The organism is Pseudomonas sp. HOU2 (assembly GCF_040729435.1).
Classification (GTDB): Bacteria; Pseudomonadota; Gammaproteobacteria; order Pseudomonadales; family Pseudomonadaceae; genus Aquipseudomonas.
Genome location: NZ_CP160398.1, coordinates 4,425,665 through 4,445,677, shown reverse-complemented (window position 1 = coordinate 4,445,677; position 20,013 = coordinate 4,425,665). Strand labels below are relative to the sequence as shown.

The following is a 20,013-nucleotide window of genomic DNA, read 5'->3' as shown; positions in this document are numbered from 1 at the left end:
TCTTCGTAATACTCCAAAACCCATGACATAAAAAAGCACTTTGACGGTTTTTTTAAGTTTATTTTGCAGAGTGACGAAAAGCCCTTGGCGGACCGTCCAGACCCCGCTAAAGTCGGAAGTCCGCCTGCATCGAATTCTCTAGAAAAATCGCCCCAAGCCCAATGTTTCCGGGCTTTTGCCGTTTGTCAGCGAAACCCGTCCTGACAGTCTTCAAAGCCGATGCCGCTTTGCGCAGTTTGCGTGATCAGCCACGGCATCGCTGTCTTCACTGCGTCCTGTTTCATGTTGAAATTGATCACTCCGTGACGCCACAACAGCATCAGGGTCAGCACCCGCTGCGCGCTCTGTGCGCCCTTGAGCTTGCCGGCGCCGTCCTGGGCATCGATATCCCACAGCGCCACTTGCAGGCCCTGATTGCGGAAGAAGCTGCCGGCATCAGGGCGGCGCTGACCCTCCGGCGGACGGAACAGCGGCACGTAGTTTTCCGGCAACTTGTTCTTCACCAGATCGGCGCTGCGGCGCACCGAGTCCTGCCAGTCCTGCCAATAGCTGTGGGAACGGAACTCCCAACCCTGCACGCCCACACACTGTTTCGAGAACTCCGATTGCAGGTTGCTCACCGAGCGATCCGCCAGCCGCGCCTGCACATCCTTGCCCAACAGAAAGAACGTACCGCTGAGGCTGGATTTGCGCAGGTAGTCGGCAATCCAGTCGGTGTTGTCCGGCTGCAGATTGGCGGCGCTGTCGAAACTCAGCAGAAACAGCCGGTCGTGCATCTCGTCGCCACTGCGCTCGTAGTCGCCAAAACGATCGACTTCGCTGCTGGTCTGCGGCGACAGCGCAGCCTTGCGCATCAGCTCGTCGAGGTACTGCAAGTGAAACAGCCGGCTCGGCTCGGCCCACTTGGTGTAATAGCTGTCGTCGCTGACCACGAACTTGGCGGCCTGCTCGCGCAGGGTCGGCAGGTCTTCGACAAGGAAGCAGAACGAGGCGTCCTGATCGCAGCTCTGCTGGGCGAAGTTGTAGTTGGCCAACAGACGTTCCCAAAGCCGCTGCCGCAGGCGGCTGATCGCGTCGACGTTGATCGTGCGCAGCCCCAGACGCTGGGCCAGCGCAGCCTCGTCCAGCGCCTCGGTGCCCAGCAGCCCACGGGCGAACATGAGGATTTCCGCGCGCGAGGCGACGTCGAACAGCGTCGGGCTGCTCAGTTGTTCAGGCCAGGTGCTGCGATCCAGCGTCGCCACATCACCCGGCGCCGCCATGGCCCCGAAGCTCAACAGCCACGCGGTGAATAAAAGAACAATGCGCAAAGGGGTGTCTCCATTACCAAACCCGCGCGGCACTATAGCTGATGTGTAAGCTTCAAGGACGCTGCCCTCACCCCAGCCCTCTCCCGGAGGGAGAGGGAGCCGATCTTCATGTTTTCAAACCTGAGTTCGACTGGATATTTCAGGTCGATGTATGACTCGAGAACAACGCGGTCAGCTCCCTCTCCCTCCGGGAGAGGGCTGGGGTGAGGGAAAAATCCACCAGCCGTCGCAAATGCCCGAGCTTCCTGATACCTATTACCCTCATAGCTGGAGTCAACCCGGCCAACCCCCTAGAATCGCCCCCACGATTAAAGGAGACGACTTCATGCTGATGGTGATTTCCCCCGCCAAGACCCTCGATTATGAAACACCGCCGGCCACACAACGTTTTACCCAGCCGCAATACCTCGATCATTCCCAGGAGCTTATTCAGCAACTGCGCGAACTGAGCCCGGCGCAAATCAGCGAACTGATGCACGTGTCCGACAAGATCGGCGGCCTCAACGCAGCGCGTTTCGGTAGCTGGACGCCCGCCTTCACCCCGGAAAACGCCAAGCAGGCCCTGCTCGCGTTCAAGGGTGACGTGTACACCGGCCTCGATGCGCAATCGTTCAGCGAAGCTCAGTTCGACTACGCGCAAAAGCACCTGCGCATGCTCTCCGGCCTTTATGGCTTGCTGCGTCCGCTGGATCTGATGCAGCCGTATCGTCTGGAAATGGGCACCAAACTGGCCAACGCCCGTGGCAAGGATCTGTACGCGTTCTGGGGCACGCGCATCAGCGAATGGCTCAACGAAGCGCTGGCCGAACAAGGCGATGACGTGCTGCTGAACCTGGCCTCCAACGAGTACTTCTCGGCGGTCAAGCGCAGCGCACTGAACGCGCGGATCATCAACACTGATTTCAAGGATCTGAAGAACGGTCAGTACAAGATCATCAGTTTCTACGCGAAAAAGGCCCGTGGCCTGATGAGCCGCTTCGTGATCCAGGAAAAAATCAACGATCCCGCCCAGCTCAAGCAGTTTGATGTGCAGGGTTATCGCTACAGCGCCGAGCAATCGAAACCGGACAATCTGGTGTTTCTGCGCGACCACGCCCCGGAATAAAGCATGCCCATTGCACGACTCTTTATAGAAGGAGTCGTGCAGCTCGCACGACGTCAAAAATCCCTCGCCACATTTCGCCGCTTTATTGGCGCCATAAAATCGTCCTCCCCGATTCTAATTTTAGTTTCACTCGACAGCCGCACTTTTTTTCAGTAGTGGCACGTAAATTTTTTTACGGTAGTGGCACAAAACTATCTAGCTCGATTACGCACCGATTAACAAAGGCCCAAATCGAAAGTGCTATCAAATTGAGACCAGTGCCATCTTTGGCAATATTTCAAAAAATTTCAGATTTCGCGATGAGCGGGTAGGAACTATGTCCAAATGCATAGCTCATACCACCGGTAACGATTCTCGCCGATTTTGTACGAGATAACTTACGCAGAGCGGAGAACCATGTAACCAAGTTGTCACAGCAACTTGCCTAGATGGTTCACTCATCTGATCGATTAACGATGGATAGGTGATACGCACCATAAACATCCTCTACAAGGCCAAGGCTGCGCCCCTGTAAACGTGCTCGCCTGAGCACCCAATCCCTTGATCTACGGGCGTTACGTCCGACATCAAGCGGACAAGACACATGCACCAGAGTCTTCCACAAAGAAGATCCGCTGCATAACAGGGCAAGTCATAACAACTAAGGCCTAGTTGCGCACATCTTGAGTGCACTTATTTAGACACTCGGAACTTAGTATGCCTGCACACGGCATTGTGGCGCCTGTATGCCGCACTTTCGAGTGCACTATGACCGCTGAACACCATTAACTCCGGCCATCTAATGGCTTGATAAAACACAGAGGTAATTGCGATGCGCATCAGCATATTTGGTTTGGGTTACGTTGGCGCAGTGTGTGCCGGTTGCCTGTCTGCACGGGGCCATGACGTGGTTGGCGTCGATGTTGCCAAAGACAAGATCGACATGATCAACGCCGGTAAATCGCCGATCGTTGAACCGGGTCTGGGCGAACTTCTGGCTCAAGGTATCGAGACCGGTCGTCTGCGCGGTACAACCAACTTCGCCGAGGCGATCCGTGACACCGACCTGTCGATGATCTGCGTCGGTACGCCGAGCAAGAAGAACGGCGACCTGGAACTGAACTACATCGAGGCCGTGTGCCGCGAGATCGGTTTCGTGCTGCGCGAGAAAACCACCCGCCACACCATCGTCGTGCGCAGCACCGTGTTGCCGGGCACCGTCGCCAACGTGGTGATCCCGATCCTCGAAGACTGCTCGGGCAAGAAGGCCGGCGTCGACTTCGGCGTCGCGGTCAACCCGGAATTCCTGCGTGAATCCACCGCGATCAAGGACTACGACCTGCCACCGATGACCGTCATCGGCGAGTTCGACAAGGCCTCGGGTGACGTTCTGCAATCGCTGTACGAAGAACTCGACGCGCCGATCATCCGCAAGGACATCGCGGTCGCCGAGATGATCAAGTACACCTGCAACGTCTGGCACGCGACCAAAGTGACCTTCGCCAACGAGATCGGCAACATCGCCAAAGCGGTCGGCGTCGATGGTCGTGAAGTGATGGACGTGGTCTGCCAGGACAAGACCCTCAACCTGTCCCAGTACTACATGCGCCCAGGCTTCGCCTTCGGTGGTTCGTGCCTGCCGAAAGACGTGCGCGCCCTGACCTACCGCGCCGGTTCGCTGGACGTCGAAGCGCCGCTGCTCAACTCGCTGATGCGCAGCAACGAATCGCAAGTGCAGAACGCCTTCGACATCGTTGAAAGCCACGACAAACGTAAAGTCGCCCTGCTCGGCCTGAGCTTCAAGGCCGGTACCGACGACCTGCGCGAAAGTCCGCTGGTGGAACTGGCCGAAATGCTGATCGGCAAGGGTTACGACCTGAGCATCTACGACAGCAACGTCGAGTACGCCCGTGTTCACGGCGCGAACAAGGACTACATCGAGTCGAAGATCCCGCACGTATCGTCCCTGCTCAACTCGGACTTCGATTCGGTGATCGACAACTCCGACGTGATCATCCTCGGCAACCGCGACGAGAAGTTCCGCTCGCTGGCCCAGGAAGCACCGCAGGGCAAACAGGTCATCGACCTGGTCGGCTTCATGGCCAAAGCCACCAACCCAGGTACTCGCACTGAAGGTATCTGCTGGTAAAGCAGACGTTGCACGGCGCCGCATCCGCGACGCCGCGCGACCTCTGTGAACCCAAATGCAGGAGCTGCCGCAGGCTGCGATCTTTACCCGGCGCACTTGAGTCCTGAGTGAACCGGGGAAGATCAAAAGATCGCAGCCTTCGGCAGCTCCTACACAGGGTTCGTCCGAATTGCGCGTGACATTGCAGTTCTTTGTAAGCCTGCCTTAACCCCATCGGGCCCGGCCCGAGATAGAGACGGATGCAGATTATGCACAGGCTAAAGCACGGCCTACTTCAGGCCGCCGGTTGGCTGTTTTACCTCAGTGTGTTGTTGGGCCTGGCCTTGATGCTGCCCACGTCCACGTTCGACTCCGAGTCGAAGGACTTTATTTTCCTGATTGGCGCCGTGGGTATCTGGCGCTACTCGATGGGTGCAACGCACTTTGTGCGCGGCATGATTTTTCTCTACATCGTTTACCCGCATCTGCGCCGCAAAGTGCGCAAGCTGGGTAAGGCGGCGGATCCGTCGCATGTGTTTCTGATGGTCACCAGTTTCCGTATCGACGCGCTCACCACCGCGCAGGTCTACAGCTCGGTGATCCGCGAAGCCATCGACTGCGAACTGCCGACCACCGTGGTCTGCTCGATCGTCGAAATGTCCGATGAGCTGCTGGTCAAGGCGCTGTGGGCGCGGATGAATCCGCCAGACCGCGTGAAGCTCGACTTCGTGCGCATTCCCGGCACCGGCAAGCGTGATGGCCTGGCTTACGGTTTCCGCGCGATCTCCCGCCACCTGCCGGACGACCGCGCTGTGGTGGCGGTGATCGACGGCGACACCGTGCTCGGCGAAGGCACCGTGCGCAAGACCGTGCCGTGGTTCCAGCTGTTCGGCAATGTCGGCGGCCTGACCACCAACGAGTTCTGCGAAGTGCGCGGCGGCTACATCATGAGCGAATGGCACAAGCTGCGTTTCGCCCAGCGCCACATCAACATGTGCTCGATGGCCCTGTCCAAGCGCGTGCTGACCATGACCGGGCGCATGTCGGTGTTCCGCGCCACCGTGGTGACCGATCCGGAGTTCATCGCCGACGTCGAAAGCGACTCGCTGCAGCACTGGCGCCTGGGCCGTTTCAAGTTTCTCACCGGCGACGACAAGTCGAGCTGGTTCAGCCTGATGCGCCTGGGTTACGACACCTTCTACGTGCCGGACGCCGCGATCAACACCGTTGAGCATCCGCCGGAAAAGAGCTTCATCAAGGCCAGCCGCAAACTGATGTTCCGCTGGTACGGCAACAACCTGCGCCAGAACTCGCGAGCGCTGGGCCTGGGTGTGAAACGCCTCGGCGCTTTCACCTCGGTGGTGCTGTTCGACCAGCGCGTGTCGATGTGGACCTCGCTGCTGGGCCTGACCGTGGCGATCATCGCCAGCTTCAAGTACGGCGGTGCGTTCATCCTCGCCTACCTGCTGTGGATCGGCATCACCCGCCTGATTCTGACCCTGTTGCTGTCGTGCTCCGGTCACCGGATCGGCCCGGCTTACCCGGTGATTCTGTATTACAACCAGATCGTCGGTGCGCTGGTGAAGATCTACGTGTTCTTCCGCCTCGACCAACAATCCTGGACACGCCAACCCACTTCCCTGACCCGTGATCTCGCCAGCTTTCAACGTTGGTTCAACACCTGGTCGTCTCGGACCATGACCTTCTCCGCCGGCAGCATTTTCGTCGCCGTGCTGCTGATGATGGTCTGACCTGCCCCTATTGAATTAACAAGGAAATCGCCCCCATGAATACCGCCGTCAACGCCAACGTAGTGCATGAATCCGAAGCCCAGCGTCAGCACGCCCGAGTGAAAATCCCGGCCAAACTGCGCTTCTTCGGCCCGGACCGGACGCCGGTCGAAGCGCGGGTCCTGGACCTGTCCGCCGGGGGTCTGGCGTTCAACGCCGGGCAACTGCCGCTGACCCTCGGCGAGGTGTACAAGGCACGCCTGCAATTCGTCATCGACAACCTCGGCCTGGCCATGGACGTCGAACTGCAAGTGCGCTCCTACGATCGCCAGAGCGGCCGCGCCGGTTGCCAGTTCCAGAACCTGGAACCGCAGGATATTTCCACCCTGCGCCACCTGATCACTTCGCACCTGGCCGGCGACATCGTCAGCATGGGTGAAGTGTTGGCGACCCTGCAGCGCGATAACTTCACCAAGGCGCGCAAGGTCAAGGACGGCGGCAGCGGCATGACCCCGTTCGGGCGGCTAAAAGCCGTGACCTTCAGCGCCGGTATTTTCGCCATCGGCCTGGTGGCGTTCGGTTTCGTCTTCAAGTCGGTGTACGGCATGTACTTCGTCAGCCACGCGCAAGCAGGTCTGGTCAGCGTGCCGGGGATGAACATCACCATGCCGCGTGACGGCACCGTGCAGAGCCTGGTCAAGTCCGACGGCGTCGCCGCCAAAGGCGCGCCGCTGGCGACCTTCAGCACCAGCATGCTCGACGTACTCAAGGGCCATCTCGACGAAGACCAGTTGCAACCGGCCAAGGTCGAAGAACTGTTCGGCAAACAAATGACCGGCACCCTGACTTCGCCGTGTGATTGCACCGTGGCCCAGCAACTGGTGGCTGACGGTCAGTACGCGAGCAAGGGCGACGTGATCTTCACCCTGGTGCCGCGCAACACCCAGGCCACCGTCGATGCACGCTTCTCCTATCGCCAGTTCGGCGACGTGCGTCCGGGCACCCCGGTGAGCTTCCAGATCGCCGGCGAAGACCAGACCCGCACCGGCAAGATCGTCAGCAGCACCAGCCTGAAAAGCGCCGACCTGTCCTCCGACATCCGCGTGCAGATCCAGCCGGACGAACCGCTGGACAGCAGCTTCGCCGGGCGCCCGGTGGAAGTGAACAGCGACCGTGGCCCGAACCTGAACTGGCTGATCGACAAAGCCATGGCTGCCGGTCTTTAAGTCGAGGACATGCCTGTGACCATCATCAGTCTCCTGAGAACACCGCGATCCCTGTGGGAGCTGGCTTGCCAGCGATTGGATCACTGCGGTCTGTCTGACACACCGAGTCGCCTGAATCGCTGGCAAGCCAGCTCCCACAAAGGTCATATGGTGTGCTCGCTGGCTTTGGCCGTCAGTCTGGCCGGTTGCGCCGGCCTGCCCGACCAGCGTCTGGCCAACGAAGCGCTCAAGCGTGGCGACACCGCCACCGCCGCGCAGAACTACCGCGCGCTGGCGGATCTGGGTTACAGCGAGGCGCAAGTCGGTCTCGCCGATATCCAGGTCGACAGCCGCGACCCCGAGCAGATCAAACAGGCCGAGGCCACCTACCGCGCCGCCGCCGATGTTTCGCCACGGGCCCAGGCCCGTCTCGGTCGCCTGCTGGTAGCCAAACCGGGTTCCACCGAAGCCGAGCACCACGAAGCCGAAAGCCTGCTGAAAAAAGCCGCCGCCAATGGCGAAGGCAACACGTTGATCCCGCTGGCGATGCTGTACCTGCAATTTCCGCACAGCTTCCCGAACATCAACGCACAGCAGCAGATCGATCAGTGGCGCAAGTCCGGCTACCCGGAAGCCGGTCTGGCGCAGGTGCTGCTGTATCGCACTCAGGGCACTTACGACCAGCATCTGGATGACGTGGAGAAGATCTGCAAAGCCGCGCTCAACACCACCGACATCTGCTACGTCGAACTGGCCACGGTCTATCAGAAACGTGCCCAGCCTGAGCAACAGGCCGAGCTGATCAAGCAGATGCAGGCCGGTTACAGCCGTGGCACGGTCAGTGCGCAGCGCGTCGATTCGGTGGCCCGCGTGCTGGCCGATTCGACCCTGGGCAAGACCGACGAGAAAACCGCGCAGTCGCTGCTCGAACCGATCGCCCCGGGCTACCCGGCGTCGTGGGTGACCCTCGCGCAGCTGCTCTACGACTTCCCGGAACTGGGCGACGTCGATCAGATGATGAAATACCTCGACAACGGCCGCGCCGCCGACCAGCCGCGCGCCGAACTGTTGCTGGGCAAGCTCTACTACGAAGGCAAACTGGTACCGGCCGACGCGAAAGTCGCCGAAGAACACTTCCAGAAAGCCGTCGGCCGCGAAGTCGCCGCCGACTACTACCTCGGCCAGATCTATCGCCGTGGTTACCTGGGCAAGGTCTACCCGCAAAAGGCTCTCGACCATCTGCTGACCGCTGCGCGCAACGGCCAGAACAGCGCCGATTTCGCCATCGCCCAACTGTTTTCCCAAGGCAAGGGCACCAAGCCCGACCCGCTCAACGCCTACGTGTTCAGCCAGTTGGCCAAGGCGCAGAACACCCCGCAAGCTGATGAACTGGCCACCACCCTGGCCGCGCAATTGCCGCCCGAGCATCTGGCCGAAGCCCAGCGTCTGCTGCAACAGGAACAGGCCAGCCGTGGCGCCCTGAACCAGAACACGCTGCAACTGCACGCCCTGCAAGAAGAAGACGGCGAGGAATCCCTATGAAGTTGAATCCCTTTGTGAAGGCCGGCATTGGCCTCACGTTCGCGCTGATCTGGTCTTGCCCGACACTGGCCGCGATCACTGAAACCAAGAACTTCGGCCTGGAAGTGAAAATCACCGGCCAGTCCGAAGACGACCGCGACCTCGGCACCGCCAGCGGCGGCGACGTCAACGGTGTGGGCCTGGACCTGCGTCCTTGGATCTACGGCGAAAGCGGTGCGTGGAGTGCCTACGCCATGGGTCAGGCCGTGACCTCGACCGACATCATCGAGACCGACACCCTGCAGCAGTCCGATGGCGCCGAAACCACCGACAGCGGTGACCGCCAGACCAAGAAAAACTACCTGGCGATGCGCGAATTCTGGGTCGGCTACAGCGGCTTCACGCCGTACCCGGGCGAGATGCTCAAGTTCGGTCGCCAGCGTCTGCGCAATGACGACGGGCAATGGCGCGACACCAACATCGAAGCGCTGAACTGGACCTTCGACACCACCCTGTTGCGTGCCAACGTCGGTGTCGCCGAACGCTTCAGCGAATACCGCACCGACCTCAAAGAGCTGGCGCCCAAAGACAAGGATCGCCTGCACGCTTACGCCGATGCCGCCTACCAGTGGACACCGGGCAACTGGGTCGGCATTCGCGGTCATCACACCCACGACAACGGCAAGCTCGATTACGCCGAACCGGGCGTGCCCCGTGACACCCTCGACAAAACCCAGAACGGCGATATCAGCTGGCTCGGCCTGACTGCCGACAGCGACGCCTACAACTGGCGCAACACCAACACCGTCAACTACTGGGGCAGCATCACCGGCATGAGCGGCGACCTCGATTCGGTCAACCCGCTGAACGCCGATGGCAGCCGCCCGGCACAGGCCAAACACAGCGATGACATCAACGGCTGGGCCACCGACCTTGGCGTGCGTCTGCGCCTCGATCCGCAGTGGCAGGTCGGTGCGGCCTACGCCCGCGCCAGCGCCGATTACCAGCAGAACGGTCTGGAGAGCAACCGCTCCAACTACACCGGTACCCGCTCGCGCGTGCACCGCTTCGGCGAAGCGTTCCGTGGCGAAATGAACAACATGCAGACTGCCACCCTGTTCGGTTCGTGGATGCTCAACGACCAGTACGACGCCAGCCTGATCTACCACAAGTTCTGGCGCGTGGACGGCAACAAACCGGTAGGCAGCAACGGCATCAACGCCGTGGAAAACAACACCGACGACGTCACCGGCGCAATCCTCTCCAGCACCTCGCTGCCACTGCAGGATGGCAACAAGGACCTGGGTCAGGAAATGGACCTGGTGGTGACCAAGTACTTCAAGCAAGGCTTGCTGCCAGCGGCCCTGAGCCAGTCGATCGACGAACCGTCGGCGCTGGTGCGTTTCCGTGGCGGCGTGTTCAAGCCCGGTGATGCCTATGGCAGCCAGGTCGATTCGTACATGCACCGCGCGTTCATCGACGTGATCTGGCGCTTCTGATGCAAACCGCCAAGGGAGTGCCCGACATGCACCATGCAAGGAAAGGCTCGCTCAGCCTGTTGGCCGGCGCCATGCTGCTGGCCTCCGCTGGCGCGTTCGCCACGGTGGAACCGGCCAAGCCTGTGACCACCGCCAAAGAGCTGCAACAAGCCAAGACCTACACCGTCAGCAGCGCGCCGACCGAGGCGCTGGAACTGGCCAAGCCGAAACTGCCCGACCTGTCCGGCTTCACCGCCGAGGCCGCTGCCGCGAAGATCAATCGCAGCAAACCGGGCAAGATCAGCGTGCGCCGGATGATGCAGGAAGACGCGCTGAAGGACTTCATCGGCGGCGACAACAAGATGGCCGAATGGGTGGTGCGTCAGCACGGCATCCCGCAGGCGATCTTCGTCGACGACGGTTACCTGAACCTCAAGGATCTGGCGCAGAAGCTGCCCAAGCAGTACTTCAGCGAGACCTCGCCGGGCGTGTACCTGGCGAAGCTGCCGATCGTGGTCGGCCGCAAAGGCATCCTCGAAATCGACGGCCAGACCCAGGAGTTGCGTCTGTCGCAAGAGGCCGGTTCGTTCCTGGTCAACGACGGTCAGCTGTTCGTGCGTGACACCAAAGTCACTGGCTGGCGCGAGAAGGACAACGGCCCGGCAACCTTCCGTTCGCCGAAGGAATTCCGTCCGTTCCTGCTGGCCTGGGGCGGCACCGAGACCTACATCGTCAACAGCAAGATGGCCAGTTTCGGCTACGCCAACAGCAAGTCGTACGGGGTGAGTATTTCCCAGTACACGCCGAACATGGCCAAGGTGCTCAAGCGCCCTGAACCGACCGGCTGGATCGTCGGCTCCGAATTCTCCGACATGTGGTACGGCTTCTACTGCTACGAGACCCGCGACTTCGTGGTCAAGGGCAACACCTACAAGGACAACATCGTCTACGGCATCGACCCGCACGACCGTTCCCACGGTCTGATCATTGCCGAGAACACCGTCCACGGTACGAAGAAGAAGCACGGCATCATCATTTCCCGCGAAGTGAACGACAGCTTCATCTTCAACAACAAGAGCTACGACAACCATCTCTCGGGCCTGGTGATCGACCGTAACAGCGTCAACAACATCATCGCCTACAACGAGATCTACAAGAACCACACCGACGGCATCACGCTTTACGAGTCCGCCGACAACCTGCTGTGGGGCAACAAGGTCATCAGCAACAAGCGCCACGGCATCCGCATTCGTAACAGCGTGAACATCCGCCTCTACGAAAACGTCGCCATGGCCAACGGCCTGACCGGCGTCTACGGCCACATCAAGGATCTGACCGACACCGACCGTGACATCAAGCTCGACCCGTTCGACGCGCAAGTCTCGCTGATCGTGGTCGGCGGTGAACTGGCGGCCAACGGCAGCGGGCCGATGGCCATCGACTCGCCGTTGAGCGTCGAGCTGTATCGGGTATCGATGCTGGCGCCGACCAAATCCAGCGGCATCAGCTTCAACGGCATCCTCGGCGAGCGCCAGGATGAAATTCTCGACCTGCTGGTGCGCCAGCAGAAAGCCGTACTGATCGACCCTGTCGAACGCCAGACCGAACTGCGGGACTGAGGATAATTTTATGCACCCACACTTGATCAAATTACTCAGCCTGTCGGCCCTGACCGTGGGCATTCTGGCGGCCAGTCAAGGCGCCCGCGCCGATGAAGCGGCGGGCGCCACGCCGCCAAAATTCAGCGCCGAACCGTGCTGCAGCCTGTGCCCGGCCGCGCACGATGCGAAGAACTACACCACGCGCTACCAGCAGAACTTCACCACCCTGGTGCAGGCGCAGGGCGACTGGCTATTCCGTACCCAGGAAGATTTGCGCACCGAGTTCAATACCACCCCGGCCGGCTACAAACGCCTGCAACAGCTGCACGATGCGTTCAAGGCCAAAGGCGTCGAACTAGTGATCGTCTACCAGCCGACCCGTGGCCTGGTGAACCGCAACAAGCTCAACCCACAGGAAAAAGCCGCGTTCGATTACGAGAAAGCGCTGGGCAACTACAAGACCATGCTCGGGCGTTTCGCGCAGATGGGTTACGTGGTGCCGGACCTCTCGCCGCTGACCAACGAATCGCTGCCGGACACCCTGCCCGCCCACGATTTCTACTTCCGTGGCGACCAGCACTGGACCCCGTACGGCGCTCAGCGCACAGCGAAAATCGTCGCCGAGAAGGTCAAGCAGATCCCGGCCTTCGCCGACATTCCCAAGCGTGAATTCGAGACCAAGCGCACCGGGCGCATGGGCAAGACCGGCACCCTGCACAACATGGCCGGGCAACTGTGCGGCACCAGTTACGCGATCCAGTACATGGACCAGTTCACCACCGAGCCGAAAGGCGAGGCCGGTGACGGCGACCTGTTCGGTGATTCCGGCAACCCGCAGATCACCCTCGTGGGCACCTCGCACAGCGGCAAGAACTACAACTTCGCCGGCTTCCTCGAAGAGGCCATTGGCGCCGACATTCTCAACGTCGCCTTCCCCGGCGGTGGTCTGGAAGGCTCGATGCTGCAGTACCTCGGTAGCGATGAATTCCAGAAGACTCCGCCGAAGATTCTGATCTGGGAATTCTCGCCGCTGTACCGCCTCGACCAGGAGACCATCTACCGCCAGATGATGTCGCTGCTCGACAACGGCTGCGAAGGCAAAGACACGCAAATGTCCGCCAGCACCACGCTCAAGCCTGGCGGCAAACAGGAACTGCTGGTCAACAGCAAGAACCTGAACCTGCAGAACAGCAGCCATCAGGTCGACATCCGCTTCGCCGACACCTCGGTGAAAACCCTGCAAGCCACCCTCTGGTACATGAACGGTCGCCACGAGGACATCAAGATCGAGAAACCGGAAACCTCCGACACCGACGGTCGTTTCGCCTTTGAGTTGCGCACGGACGAAGACTGGGCCTCGCAAAACCTGCTGGCAGTCGAAGTCCAGGGCCCGGAAGCGGGCACCGCGCCACAAAAAGTCGAAGCGAAAATCTGCAAACGCAACGTATTCCCGGGCGCTGGGCCACAAACCGCTCAGCTCGGGCAATGAGGTCTGCTATGCGAAATCGAACGATCAAACACTTGCTTGCGCCATCCCTGCTGACTCTGGCGATGTTCGCCGGGGCCACTCAGGCCGCCGCGCCACTGCGTCCGCCACAGGGCTACTTTGCGCCGGTGGATAAATTCAAGAGCGGCGACAACAGCGAAGGCTGCGATGCAATGCCGGCGCCGTACACCGGGCCGCTGCAATTTCGCAGCAAGTACGAAGGCTCGGACAAGGCCCGCGCGACCCTGAACGTGCAGTCGGAAAAAGCCTTCCGCGACACCACCAAGGACATCACCACCCTGGAGCGCGGCACCGCCAAACGCGTCATGCAGTTCATGCGCGACGGTCGTCCGGAGCAGCTCGACTGCACGCTGAACTGGCTGACCGCGTGGGCCAAGGCCGATGCGTTGATGTCGAAAGACTTCAACCACACCGGCAAGTCGATGCGCAAATGGGCGCTGGGCAGCATGGCCTCTTCGTACATTCGCCTGAAGTTCTCCGACTCGCATCCGCTGGCCACGCATCAGCAAGAAGCGCAGCAGATCGAGGCGTGGTTCAGCAAGATGGCCGATCAGGTGGTCAGCGACTGGGACAACCTGCCGCTGGAAAAAACCAACAACCACTCGTACTGGGCCGCCTGGTCGGTGATGGCTACCGCCGTCGCCACCAACCGCCGCGACCTGTTTGATTGGGCGGTGAAGGAATACAAGGTCGGGGTCAATCAAATCGACGCCGACGGCTTCCTGCCCAACGAACTCAAGCGCCAGCAACGCGCCCTCGCCTATCACAACTACGCCCTGCCGCCACTGGCGATGATCGCCAGTTTCGCCCAGGTCAACGGTGTCGATTTGCGTCAGGAAAACAACAGCGCGCTCAAGCGTCTGGGAGATCGGGTGCTGGCCGGGGTGAAAGACCCGGACCAGTTCGAGAAGAAGAACGGCAAAGAGCAGGACATGACCGACTTGAAAGAGGACATGAAATTCGCCTGGCTCGAACCGTTCTGCACGCTCTACACCTGCCCGGCGGATGTGATCGAGAAGAAGCACGGCATGCAACCGTTCAAGACCTTCCGCCTGGGTGGCGACCTGACCAAGGTCTACGACCCGTCGCACGAAAAGGGCAACAAGGGTTCGTAAGGCTGACGATATTCCCCTGTGGCGAGGGAGCTTGCTCCCGCTCGGCTGCGAAGCAGTCGTAACCCAGTGAACACGGATTGACTGACACACCGTGTGATCAGGTTTTCAGGGGCGCTTCGCACCCCAGCGGGAGCAAGCTCCCTCGCCACAGGCAAGTGCGCAGCATGCAATACAACCACCCCGTTTTTCGTGGGGGGTTTGGGGGGGCTTTGGCCCTTGACTGTTGGTTCAAACATGGAGAGATCGGGATGGTATTTTCATCCAACGTGTTCCTGTTTCTGTTCTTGCCGATCTTTCTCGGCTTGTACTACCTGAGCGGGCAACGCTATCGCAACCTGTTGCTGCTGATCGCCAGCTACGTGTTCTACGCGTGGTGGCGGGTGGACTTCCTGGCGCTGTTCGCCGGCGTCACCCTGTGGAACTACTGGATCGGCCTGAAAGTCGGTGCCGCCGGCGTGCGCACCAAACCGGCACAGCGCTGGCTGCTGCTCGGCGTGGCGGTCGACCTGTGCATCCTCGGCTACTTCAAGTACGCCAACTTCGGCGTGGACAGCATCAACGCGATCATGACCTCGTTCGGTCTGGAGCCGTTTATCCTGACCCACGTGCTGCTGCCGATCGGTATCTCGTTCTACATCTTCGAGTCGATCAGCTACATCATCGACGTGTATCGCGGCGACACCCCGGCCACGCGCAACCTGATCGACTTCGCGGCGTTCGTGGCGATTTTCCCGCACCTGATTGCCGGCCCGGTCCTGCGCTTTCGCGACCTCGCCGATCAGTTCAACAACCGCACCCACACCCTCGACAAGTTCTCCGAAGGTTGCACGCGGTTCATGCAGGGTTTCATCAAGAAGGTCTTCATCGCCGACACCCTCGCGGTGGTCGCCGACCACTGCTTCGCCCTGCAAAACCCGACCACGGGTGACGCCTGGCTCGGCGCGCTGGCGTACACCGCACAGCTGTATTTCGACTTCTCCGGCTACAGCGACATGGCCATCGGTCTGGGCCTGATGATGGGTTTCCGCTTCATGGAAAACTTCAAGCAGCCGTACATCAGCCAGTCGATCACCGAGTTCTGGCGGCGCTGGCACATCAGCCTGTCGACCTGGCTGCGTGACTACCTGTACATCACCCTCGGCGGTAACCGCAAAGGCACGCTGATGACTTATCGCAACCTGTTCCTGACCATGCTCCTCGGTGGTCTGTGGCACGGCGCGAACATCACTTACATCGTCTGGGGCGCCTGGCACGGCATGTGGCTGGCGATCGAAAAAATGCTCGGCATCAACACCTCGCCGCGCAGCCTCAACCCGATTCGCTGGGCGCTGACCTTCCTGCTGGTGGTGATGGGCTGGGTGATCTTCCGTGCCGAAAACCTGCACGTCGCCGGGCGCATGTACGGCGCGATGTTCAGCTTCAGCGACTGGTCGCTGTCGGAACTCAACCGCGCCAGCCTCACCGGTCTGCAAGTGGCAACCCTGGTGGTGGCGTACGCAACCCTGGCGTTCTTCGGCCTGCGTGATCTGTACACCAACCAGCCTCCGGTGAAGAGCAAACCTGAAGTCAACGTCGAGGCCAACGGCCCTGCCACCGCGACCCCGGGCATGATCAAAGCCGCGCCTGGCGAAAACCCGGCGAGCATCCACGAGCCTGGCTACACCGTCGGCGTCGAAGCCCAGGTGCAACCGGCCTACTGGACGGCGGACTGGTCACGCTACGTGATGCGCGGGCTGATCCTGCTGCTGTTCATCGCCTCGATTCTCAAACTCTCGGCGCAAAGCTTCTCGCCGTTCCTTTACTTCCAGTTCTGAGGGATCTGACATGACCCGCTCATTACGCATCTTCTACATCGCGCTGTTTCTGGTGACCCTGCTGGTGCTCGGTCTGTGGTCGGTGCGCAGCTTCTTCGGCTTCAGCACCAACGCCGATGCGACCGTGCTTAACGGTCGCTGGACCAAAGCCGTGGAAACCCACTACGACGATCAGTTTCCGATCAAGCGTCTGGGCACCAACCTCTGGGCGGCGCTGGATTTCAAACTGTTCAACGAAGGTCGTCCGGGCGTAGTGCTTGGTCGCGATCAGTGGCTGTACAGCGACGAGGAATTCAACCCGATCGTCAACGAAGAGCTGAACCTGCAAGGCAACTACGCGCTGGTCGAAGGCGTGCGCCAGACCCTGAAAGAGAAAGGCGTGAAACTGGTGATGGCGATCGTGCCGGCCAAGGTGCGCCTGTACCCGGAACACCTGGGTGAAGTGAAGCCGGCGAGCATCCACGCCAACCTCTATCAGGACTTCCACGCCCGTGTCGCGGCAGACAAGATCCTCGCCCCGGATCTGCTCGGCCCGCTGCAAAAAGCCAAGCAGAACGGTCAGCAAGTGTTCCTGCGCACCGACACCCACTGGACCCCGGAAGGCGCCGAGATCGCGGCCAACACCCTGGCGAAAACCATTGCCGACAAGTTCCCGCTCAGCGGCGAGCCGCAACGCTTCGTCACCACGCCAGCGGAGAAGGTCACGCACAAGGGCGACCTGCGTCTGTTCCTGCCGCTGGACCCGCTGTTCGAAAACTTGATGCCGACACAAGAGCCGCTGCAAAAGCGCAACACCGTGGCCGCCGAGCAACCTGCCGGTGACGACGCACTGTTCGCCAGCAGCGAAGTACCGGTCGCACTGATCGGCACCAGCTACAGCGCCAACCCCAACTGGAACTTCGTCGGTGCGCTGAAACAGGCGCTGCACAGCGACGTCGTGAATTACGCCGAAGACGGCCACGGCCCGATCCTGCCGATGCTCAGCTACCTGAAAAGCGATGACTTCAAGAACAGCCCGCCACAGGTGCTGATCTGGGAGTTTCCTGAACGATATCTGCCTGTGAACAACGAAATCGGCGACGCCGACCCACAGTGGGTCGCAGAGCTCAAACAAGCCGGTGCTCGCCAACAAAACGTAGCCATCAACACTAAATCCGAGACGCCCGATCGGGCGCAAAACTGAAAGAGAGGTAACACCATGACTTTCACAACTACTCCTCGTCGTCTCGCAAAACGCTTCGCACTGGTTGCTGGTCTGAGCGTGCTGTCGGTCCAGGCTTTCGCCGGTGGTGACGCCGCGCTGTACGGCCCGACCGCGCCGAAAGGCTCGACCTTCGTGCGTGTCTACAACGCCAGCAACGCCGAAGTCAGCGCCACCGTCGGCAGCACCAACCTGAGCGACGTTGCACCACTGGCCAGCAGCGACTTCAGCTTCATGCCGGGCGGTGACTACAGCGCCAAGATCGGCAGCCAGACCCTGCCGGTCAAACTCGCCGGCGACCACTACTACACCCTGGTCAACAACGCATCCGGCGCGCCGCAACTGATCGAAGAACCACCGTTCAAGAACAAGCAGAAATCCCTGGTGCGCGTGCAGAACCTCAGCGACAAGCCGCTGACCCTGAAGACCGCCGACGGCAAGACCGACGTGGTGCCGAACGTGGCCGCCAAGGGCCGTGGCGAGCGTGAAATCAACCCGGTGAAAGTCAGCCTGGCGCTGTACGAAGGCGACAAGAAAGTCGGCGACGTGAAACCGGTCGCGCTGGAGCGCGGTGAAGCAGCGGTGCTGTACGTCACCGGTTCCGGCAGCAGCCTGTCGCCAGTCTGGGTGAAACGCCCGGTGTCGACTCGCTAACAGATTTTCCGAACTGACCCGGCTCCCTGTGGGAGCTGGCTTGCCAGCGATGCAGACACCTCGGTTCTGCAGATACACCGAGGTGATGCCATCGCTGGCAAGCCAGGCTCCCACAGGGACCGAGGTGAACGTTCAGAACGAGACAAAAACAAGAGTGAAACGACACAACGTTCGTGCCTCTAACCAATCGATTTTATGGAGTAAACAATATGATTCCGGTGATCTTGTCAGGTGGTAGCGGTTCACGTCTTTGGCCGCTTTCGCGTAAGCAATTCCCTAAACAATTCCTCGCCCTGACCGGTGAACACACGCTGTTCCAGCAAACCCTGGAACGTCTGGTGTTCGAAGGCATGGACACGCCGATCGTGGTCTGCAACAAGGATCACCGTTTTATCGTCAACGAACAGCTGGCCAACCGTAACCTCGAATGCCAGCGCATCCTCATGGAGCCGTTCGGCCGCAACACCGCGCCGGCGGTGGCGCTGACCGCGATGATGCTGGTCAATGAAGGTCGCGACGAACTGATGCTGGTGCTGCCGGCCGACCACGTGCTGGAAGACCAGAAAGCCCTGCAACGCGCCCTCGCCCTGGCCACCGTCGCCGCCGAAAACGGTGAGATGGTGCTGTTCGGCGTGCCGGCGACCAAACCGGAAACCGGTTACGGCTACATCAAATCCACCGGCGATTCGTTGCTGCCTGAAGGCGTCAGCCGCGTTTCGCACTTCGTCGAGAAACCTGACGTCAAACGCGCCACCGAATACGTCGAATCCGGCGGCTACTACTGGAACAGCGGCATGTTCCTGTTCCGCGCCAGCCGCTTCCTCGAAGAGCTGAAAAAGCACGATCCGGACATCTACGACACCTGCCTGCTGACCCTCGAGCGCAGCCAGCAGGACGCCGACACCATCACCTTTGACGAAGCCACCTTCGCCTGCTGCCCGGACAATTCCATCGACTACTCCGTCATGGAAAAAACCCAACGCGCCTGCGTGGTGCCACTGACCGCTGGCTGGAGCGATGTCGGCTGCTGGTCGTCGCTGTGGGAAGTCAACGAGAAAGACGCCAACGGCAACGTCAGCAAAGGCGACGTGGTGATCCAGGACAGCAAGAACTGCATGATCCACGGCAACGGCAAACTGGTGTCGGTGATCGGTCTGGAAAACATCGTCGTGGTCGAAACCAAGGACGCGATGATGATCGCCCACAAAGACAAGGTTCAGGGCGTCAAGCAGATGGTCAACACCCTCAACGAGCAGGGCCGCAGCGAAACCCAGAACCACTGCGAGGTCTACCGTCCGTGGGGCTCGTATGACTCGGTGGACATGGGCGGGCGTTTCCAGGTCAAGCACATCTCGGTCAAACCGGGCGCTTGCCTGTCGCTGCAGATGCACCACCACCGCGCCGAGCACTGGATCGTGGTCAGCGGCACCGCTGAAGTGACCTGCGATGAAAATGTGTTCCTGCTCTGCGAAAACCAATCGACCTACATCCCGATCGCCTCGGTGCACCGCCTGCGCAACCCGGGCAAGATCCCGCTGGAAATCATCGAAGTGCAGTCCGGTTCGTACCTGGGTGAAGACGATATCGAACGCTTCGAAGATATCTACGGTCGCTCCACCCCGATCGAACGCGGCGTGTCGGTGAAAACCATCGCGCAGTAACGAT

14 protein-coding genes are annotated in these 20,013 nt (G+C 60.5%); 13 read left to right on the top strand and 1 reads right to left on the bottom strand.

Annotation, left to right across the window (positions count from 1 at the left end):
• Window positions 1-185: 185 nt before the first annotated feature.
• On the bottom strand, window positions 186-1,310 hold the full coding sequence (locus ABV589_RS19985; RefSeq protein WP_367083208.1) for a polysaccharide deacetylase family protein: 1,125 nt from the start codon (window positions 1,308-1,310) through the stop codon (window positions 186-188).
• Window positions 1,311-1,635: 325 nt separating this feature from the next.
• On the opposite strand from ABV589_RS19985, the gene yaaA reads away from it, so the two are divergent.
• The 13 genes from yaaA to ABV589_RS19920 all read left to right on the top strand — a co-directional run bounded on the left by yaaA (window position 1,636) and on the right by ABV589_RS19920 (window position 20,009).
• Complete coding sequence (yaaA, locus tag ABV589_RS19980) at window positions 1,636-2,415, top strand: peroxide stress protein YaaA (RefSeq protein WP_367083207.1); 780 nt, start codon at window positions 1,636-1,638, stop codon at window positions 2,413-2,415.
• A gap of 811 nt (window positions 2,416-3,226) precedes the next feature.
• Window positions 3,227-4,543: a nucleotide sugar dehydrogenase gene (locus ABV589_RS19975; protein WP_007965217.1), complete on the top strand. Its 1,317-nt coding sequence runs from the start codon at window positions 3,227-3,229 to the stop codon at window positions 4,541-4,543.
• A gap of 245 nt (window positions 4,544-4,788) precedes the next feature.
• Window positions 4,789-6,273 (top strand): mannuronan synthase, encoded by a 1,485-nt coding sequence (alg8, locus tag ABV589_RS19970; RefSeq protein WP_367086219.1) that lies wholly within the window; start codon window positions 4,789-4,791, stop codon window positions 6,271-6,273.
• Window positions 6,274-6,308: 35 nt separating this feature from the next.
• Window positions 6,309-7,478, top strand: a complete 1,170-nt coding sequence (locus ABV589_RS19965) for an alginate biosynthesis protein Alg44 (protein ID WP_098967301.1) — start codon at window positions 6,309-6,311, stop codon at window positions 7,476-7,478.
• Between the two features lie 9 nt (window positions 7,479-7,487).
• Window positions 7,488-8,999 (top strand): alginate biosynthesis TPR repeat lipoprotein AlgK, encoded by a 1,512-nt coding sequence (gene algK / locus ABV589_RS19960; RefSeq protein WP_367083206.1) that lies wholly within the window; start codon window positions 7,488-7,490, stop codon window positions 8,997-8,999.
• The gene (locus ABV589_RS19955) at window positions 8,996-10,477 is read left to right on the top strand and encodes an alginate export family protein (protein WP_108589912.1); all 1,482 of its coding nucleotides are present in this window, start codon (window positions 8,996-8,998) and stop codon (window positions 10,475-10,477) included. The genes algK and ABV589_RS19955 overlap by 4 nt, the downstream gene beginning before the upstream one ends.
• A 26-nt stretch (window positions 10,478-10,503) precedes the next feature.
• Window positions 10,504-12,075, top strand: a complete 1,572-nt coding sequence (algG, locus tag ABV589_RS19950; RefSeq protein ID WP_098968480.1) for a mannuronan 5-epimerase AlgG — start codon at window positions 10,504-10,506, stop codon at window positions 12,073-12,075.
• A gap of 10 nt (window positions 12,076-12,085) precedes the next feature.
• A complete protein-coding gene (locus ABV589_RS19945; protein WP_367083205.1) occupies window positions 12,086-13,546 on the top strand; it encodes an alginate O-acetyltransferase in 1,461 nt (486 codons plus the stop codon).
• 8 nt (window positions 13,547-13,554) lie between these two features.
• Window positions 13,555-14,679: a mannuronate-specific alginate lyase gene (locus ABV589_RS19940; RefSeq protein WP_123587185.1), complete on the top strand. Its 1,125-nt coding sequence runs from the start codon at window positions 13,555-13,557 to the stop codon at window positions 14,677-14,679.
• A gap of 248 nt (window positions 14,680-14,927) precedes the next feature.
• Window positions 14,928-16,493 carry an MBOAT family protein gene (locus ABV589_RS19935; protein WP_007969546.1) on the top strand — a complete coding sequence of 522 codons (1,566 nt, stop codon included), beginning with the start codon at window positions 14,928-14,930 and terminating at the stop codon, window positions 16,491-16,493.
• A gap of 10 nt (window positions 16,494-16,503) precedes the next feature.
• Complete coding sequence (locus ABV589_RS19930; protein WP_367083203.1) at window positions 16,504-17,676, top strand: alginate O-acetyltransferase; 1,173 nt, start codon at window positions 16,504-16,506, stop codon at window positions 17,674-17,676.
• A gap of 15 nt (window positions 17,677-17,691) precedes the next feature.
• Window positions 17,692-18,348 carry an alginate O-acetyltransferase AlgF gene (locus ABV589_RS19925; RefSeq protein ID WP_127651075.1) on the top strand — a complete coding sequence of 219 codons (657 nt, stop codon included), beginning with the start codon at window positions 17,692-17,694 and terminating at the stop codon, window positions 18,346-18,348.
• Window positions 18,349-18,557: 209 nt separating this feature from the next.
• Window positions 18,558-20,009, top strand: coding sequence for a mannose-1-phosphate guanylyltransferase/mannose-6-phosphate isomerase (locus ABV589_RS19920; protein WP_007969551.1), 1,452 nt, complete (start codon window positions 18,558-18,560; stop codon window positions 20,007-20,009).
• Window positions 20,010-20,013: the final 4 nt, after the last annotated feature.

Bases quoted from the DNA above. Each gene is read 5' to 3' on its own strand.
- ABV589_RS19930 (WP_367083203.1), top strand. From the start codon at position 16,504: ATGACCCGCTCATTACGCATCTTCTACATCGCGCTGTTTCTGGTGACC.
- ABV589_RS19975 (WP_007965217.1), top strand. From the start codon at position 3,227: ATGCGCATCAGCATATTTGGTTTGGGTTACGTTGGCGCAGTGTGTGCC.
- ABV589_RS19940 (WP_123587185.1), top strand. From the start codon at position 13,555: ATGCGAAATCGAACGATCAAACACTTGCTTGCGCCATCCCTGCTGACT.
- yaaA (WP_367083207.1), top strand. From the start codon at position 1,636: ATGCTGATGGTGATTTCCCCCGCCAAGACCCTCGATTATGAAACACCG.
- ABV589_RS19945 (WP_367083205.1), top strand. From the start codon at position 12,086: ATGCACCCACACTTGATCAAATTACTCAGCCTGTCGGCCCTGACCGTG.
- algK (WP_367083206.1), top strand. From the start codon at position 7,488: ATGCCTGTGACCATCATCAGTCTCCTGAGAACACCGCGATCCCTGTGG.
- ABV589_RS19920 (WP_007969551.1), top strand. From the start codon at position 18,558: ATGATTCCGGTGATCTTGTCAGGTGGTAGCGGTTCACGTCTTTGGCCG.
- ABV589_RS19955 (WP_108589912.1), top strand. From the start codon at position 8,996: ATGAAGTTGAATCCCTTTGTGAAGGCCGGCATTGGCCTCACGTTCGCG.
- ABV589_RS19935 (WP_007969546.1), top strand. From the start codon at position 14,928: ATGGTATTTTCATCCAACGTGTTCCTGTTTCTGTTCTTGCCGATCTTT.
- ABV589_RS19925 (WP_127651075.1), top strand. From the start codon at position 17,692: ATGACTTTCACAACTACTCCTCGTCGTCTCGCAAAACGCTTCGCACTG.
- algG (WP_098968480.1), top strand. From the start codon at position 10,504: ATGCACCATGCAAGGAAAGGCTCGCTCAGCCTGTTGGCCGGCGCCATG.
- ABV589_RS19965 (WP_098967301.1), top strand. From the start codon at position 6,309: ATGAATACCGCCGTCAACGCCAACGTAGTGCATGAATCCGAAGCCCAG.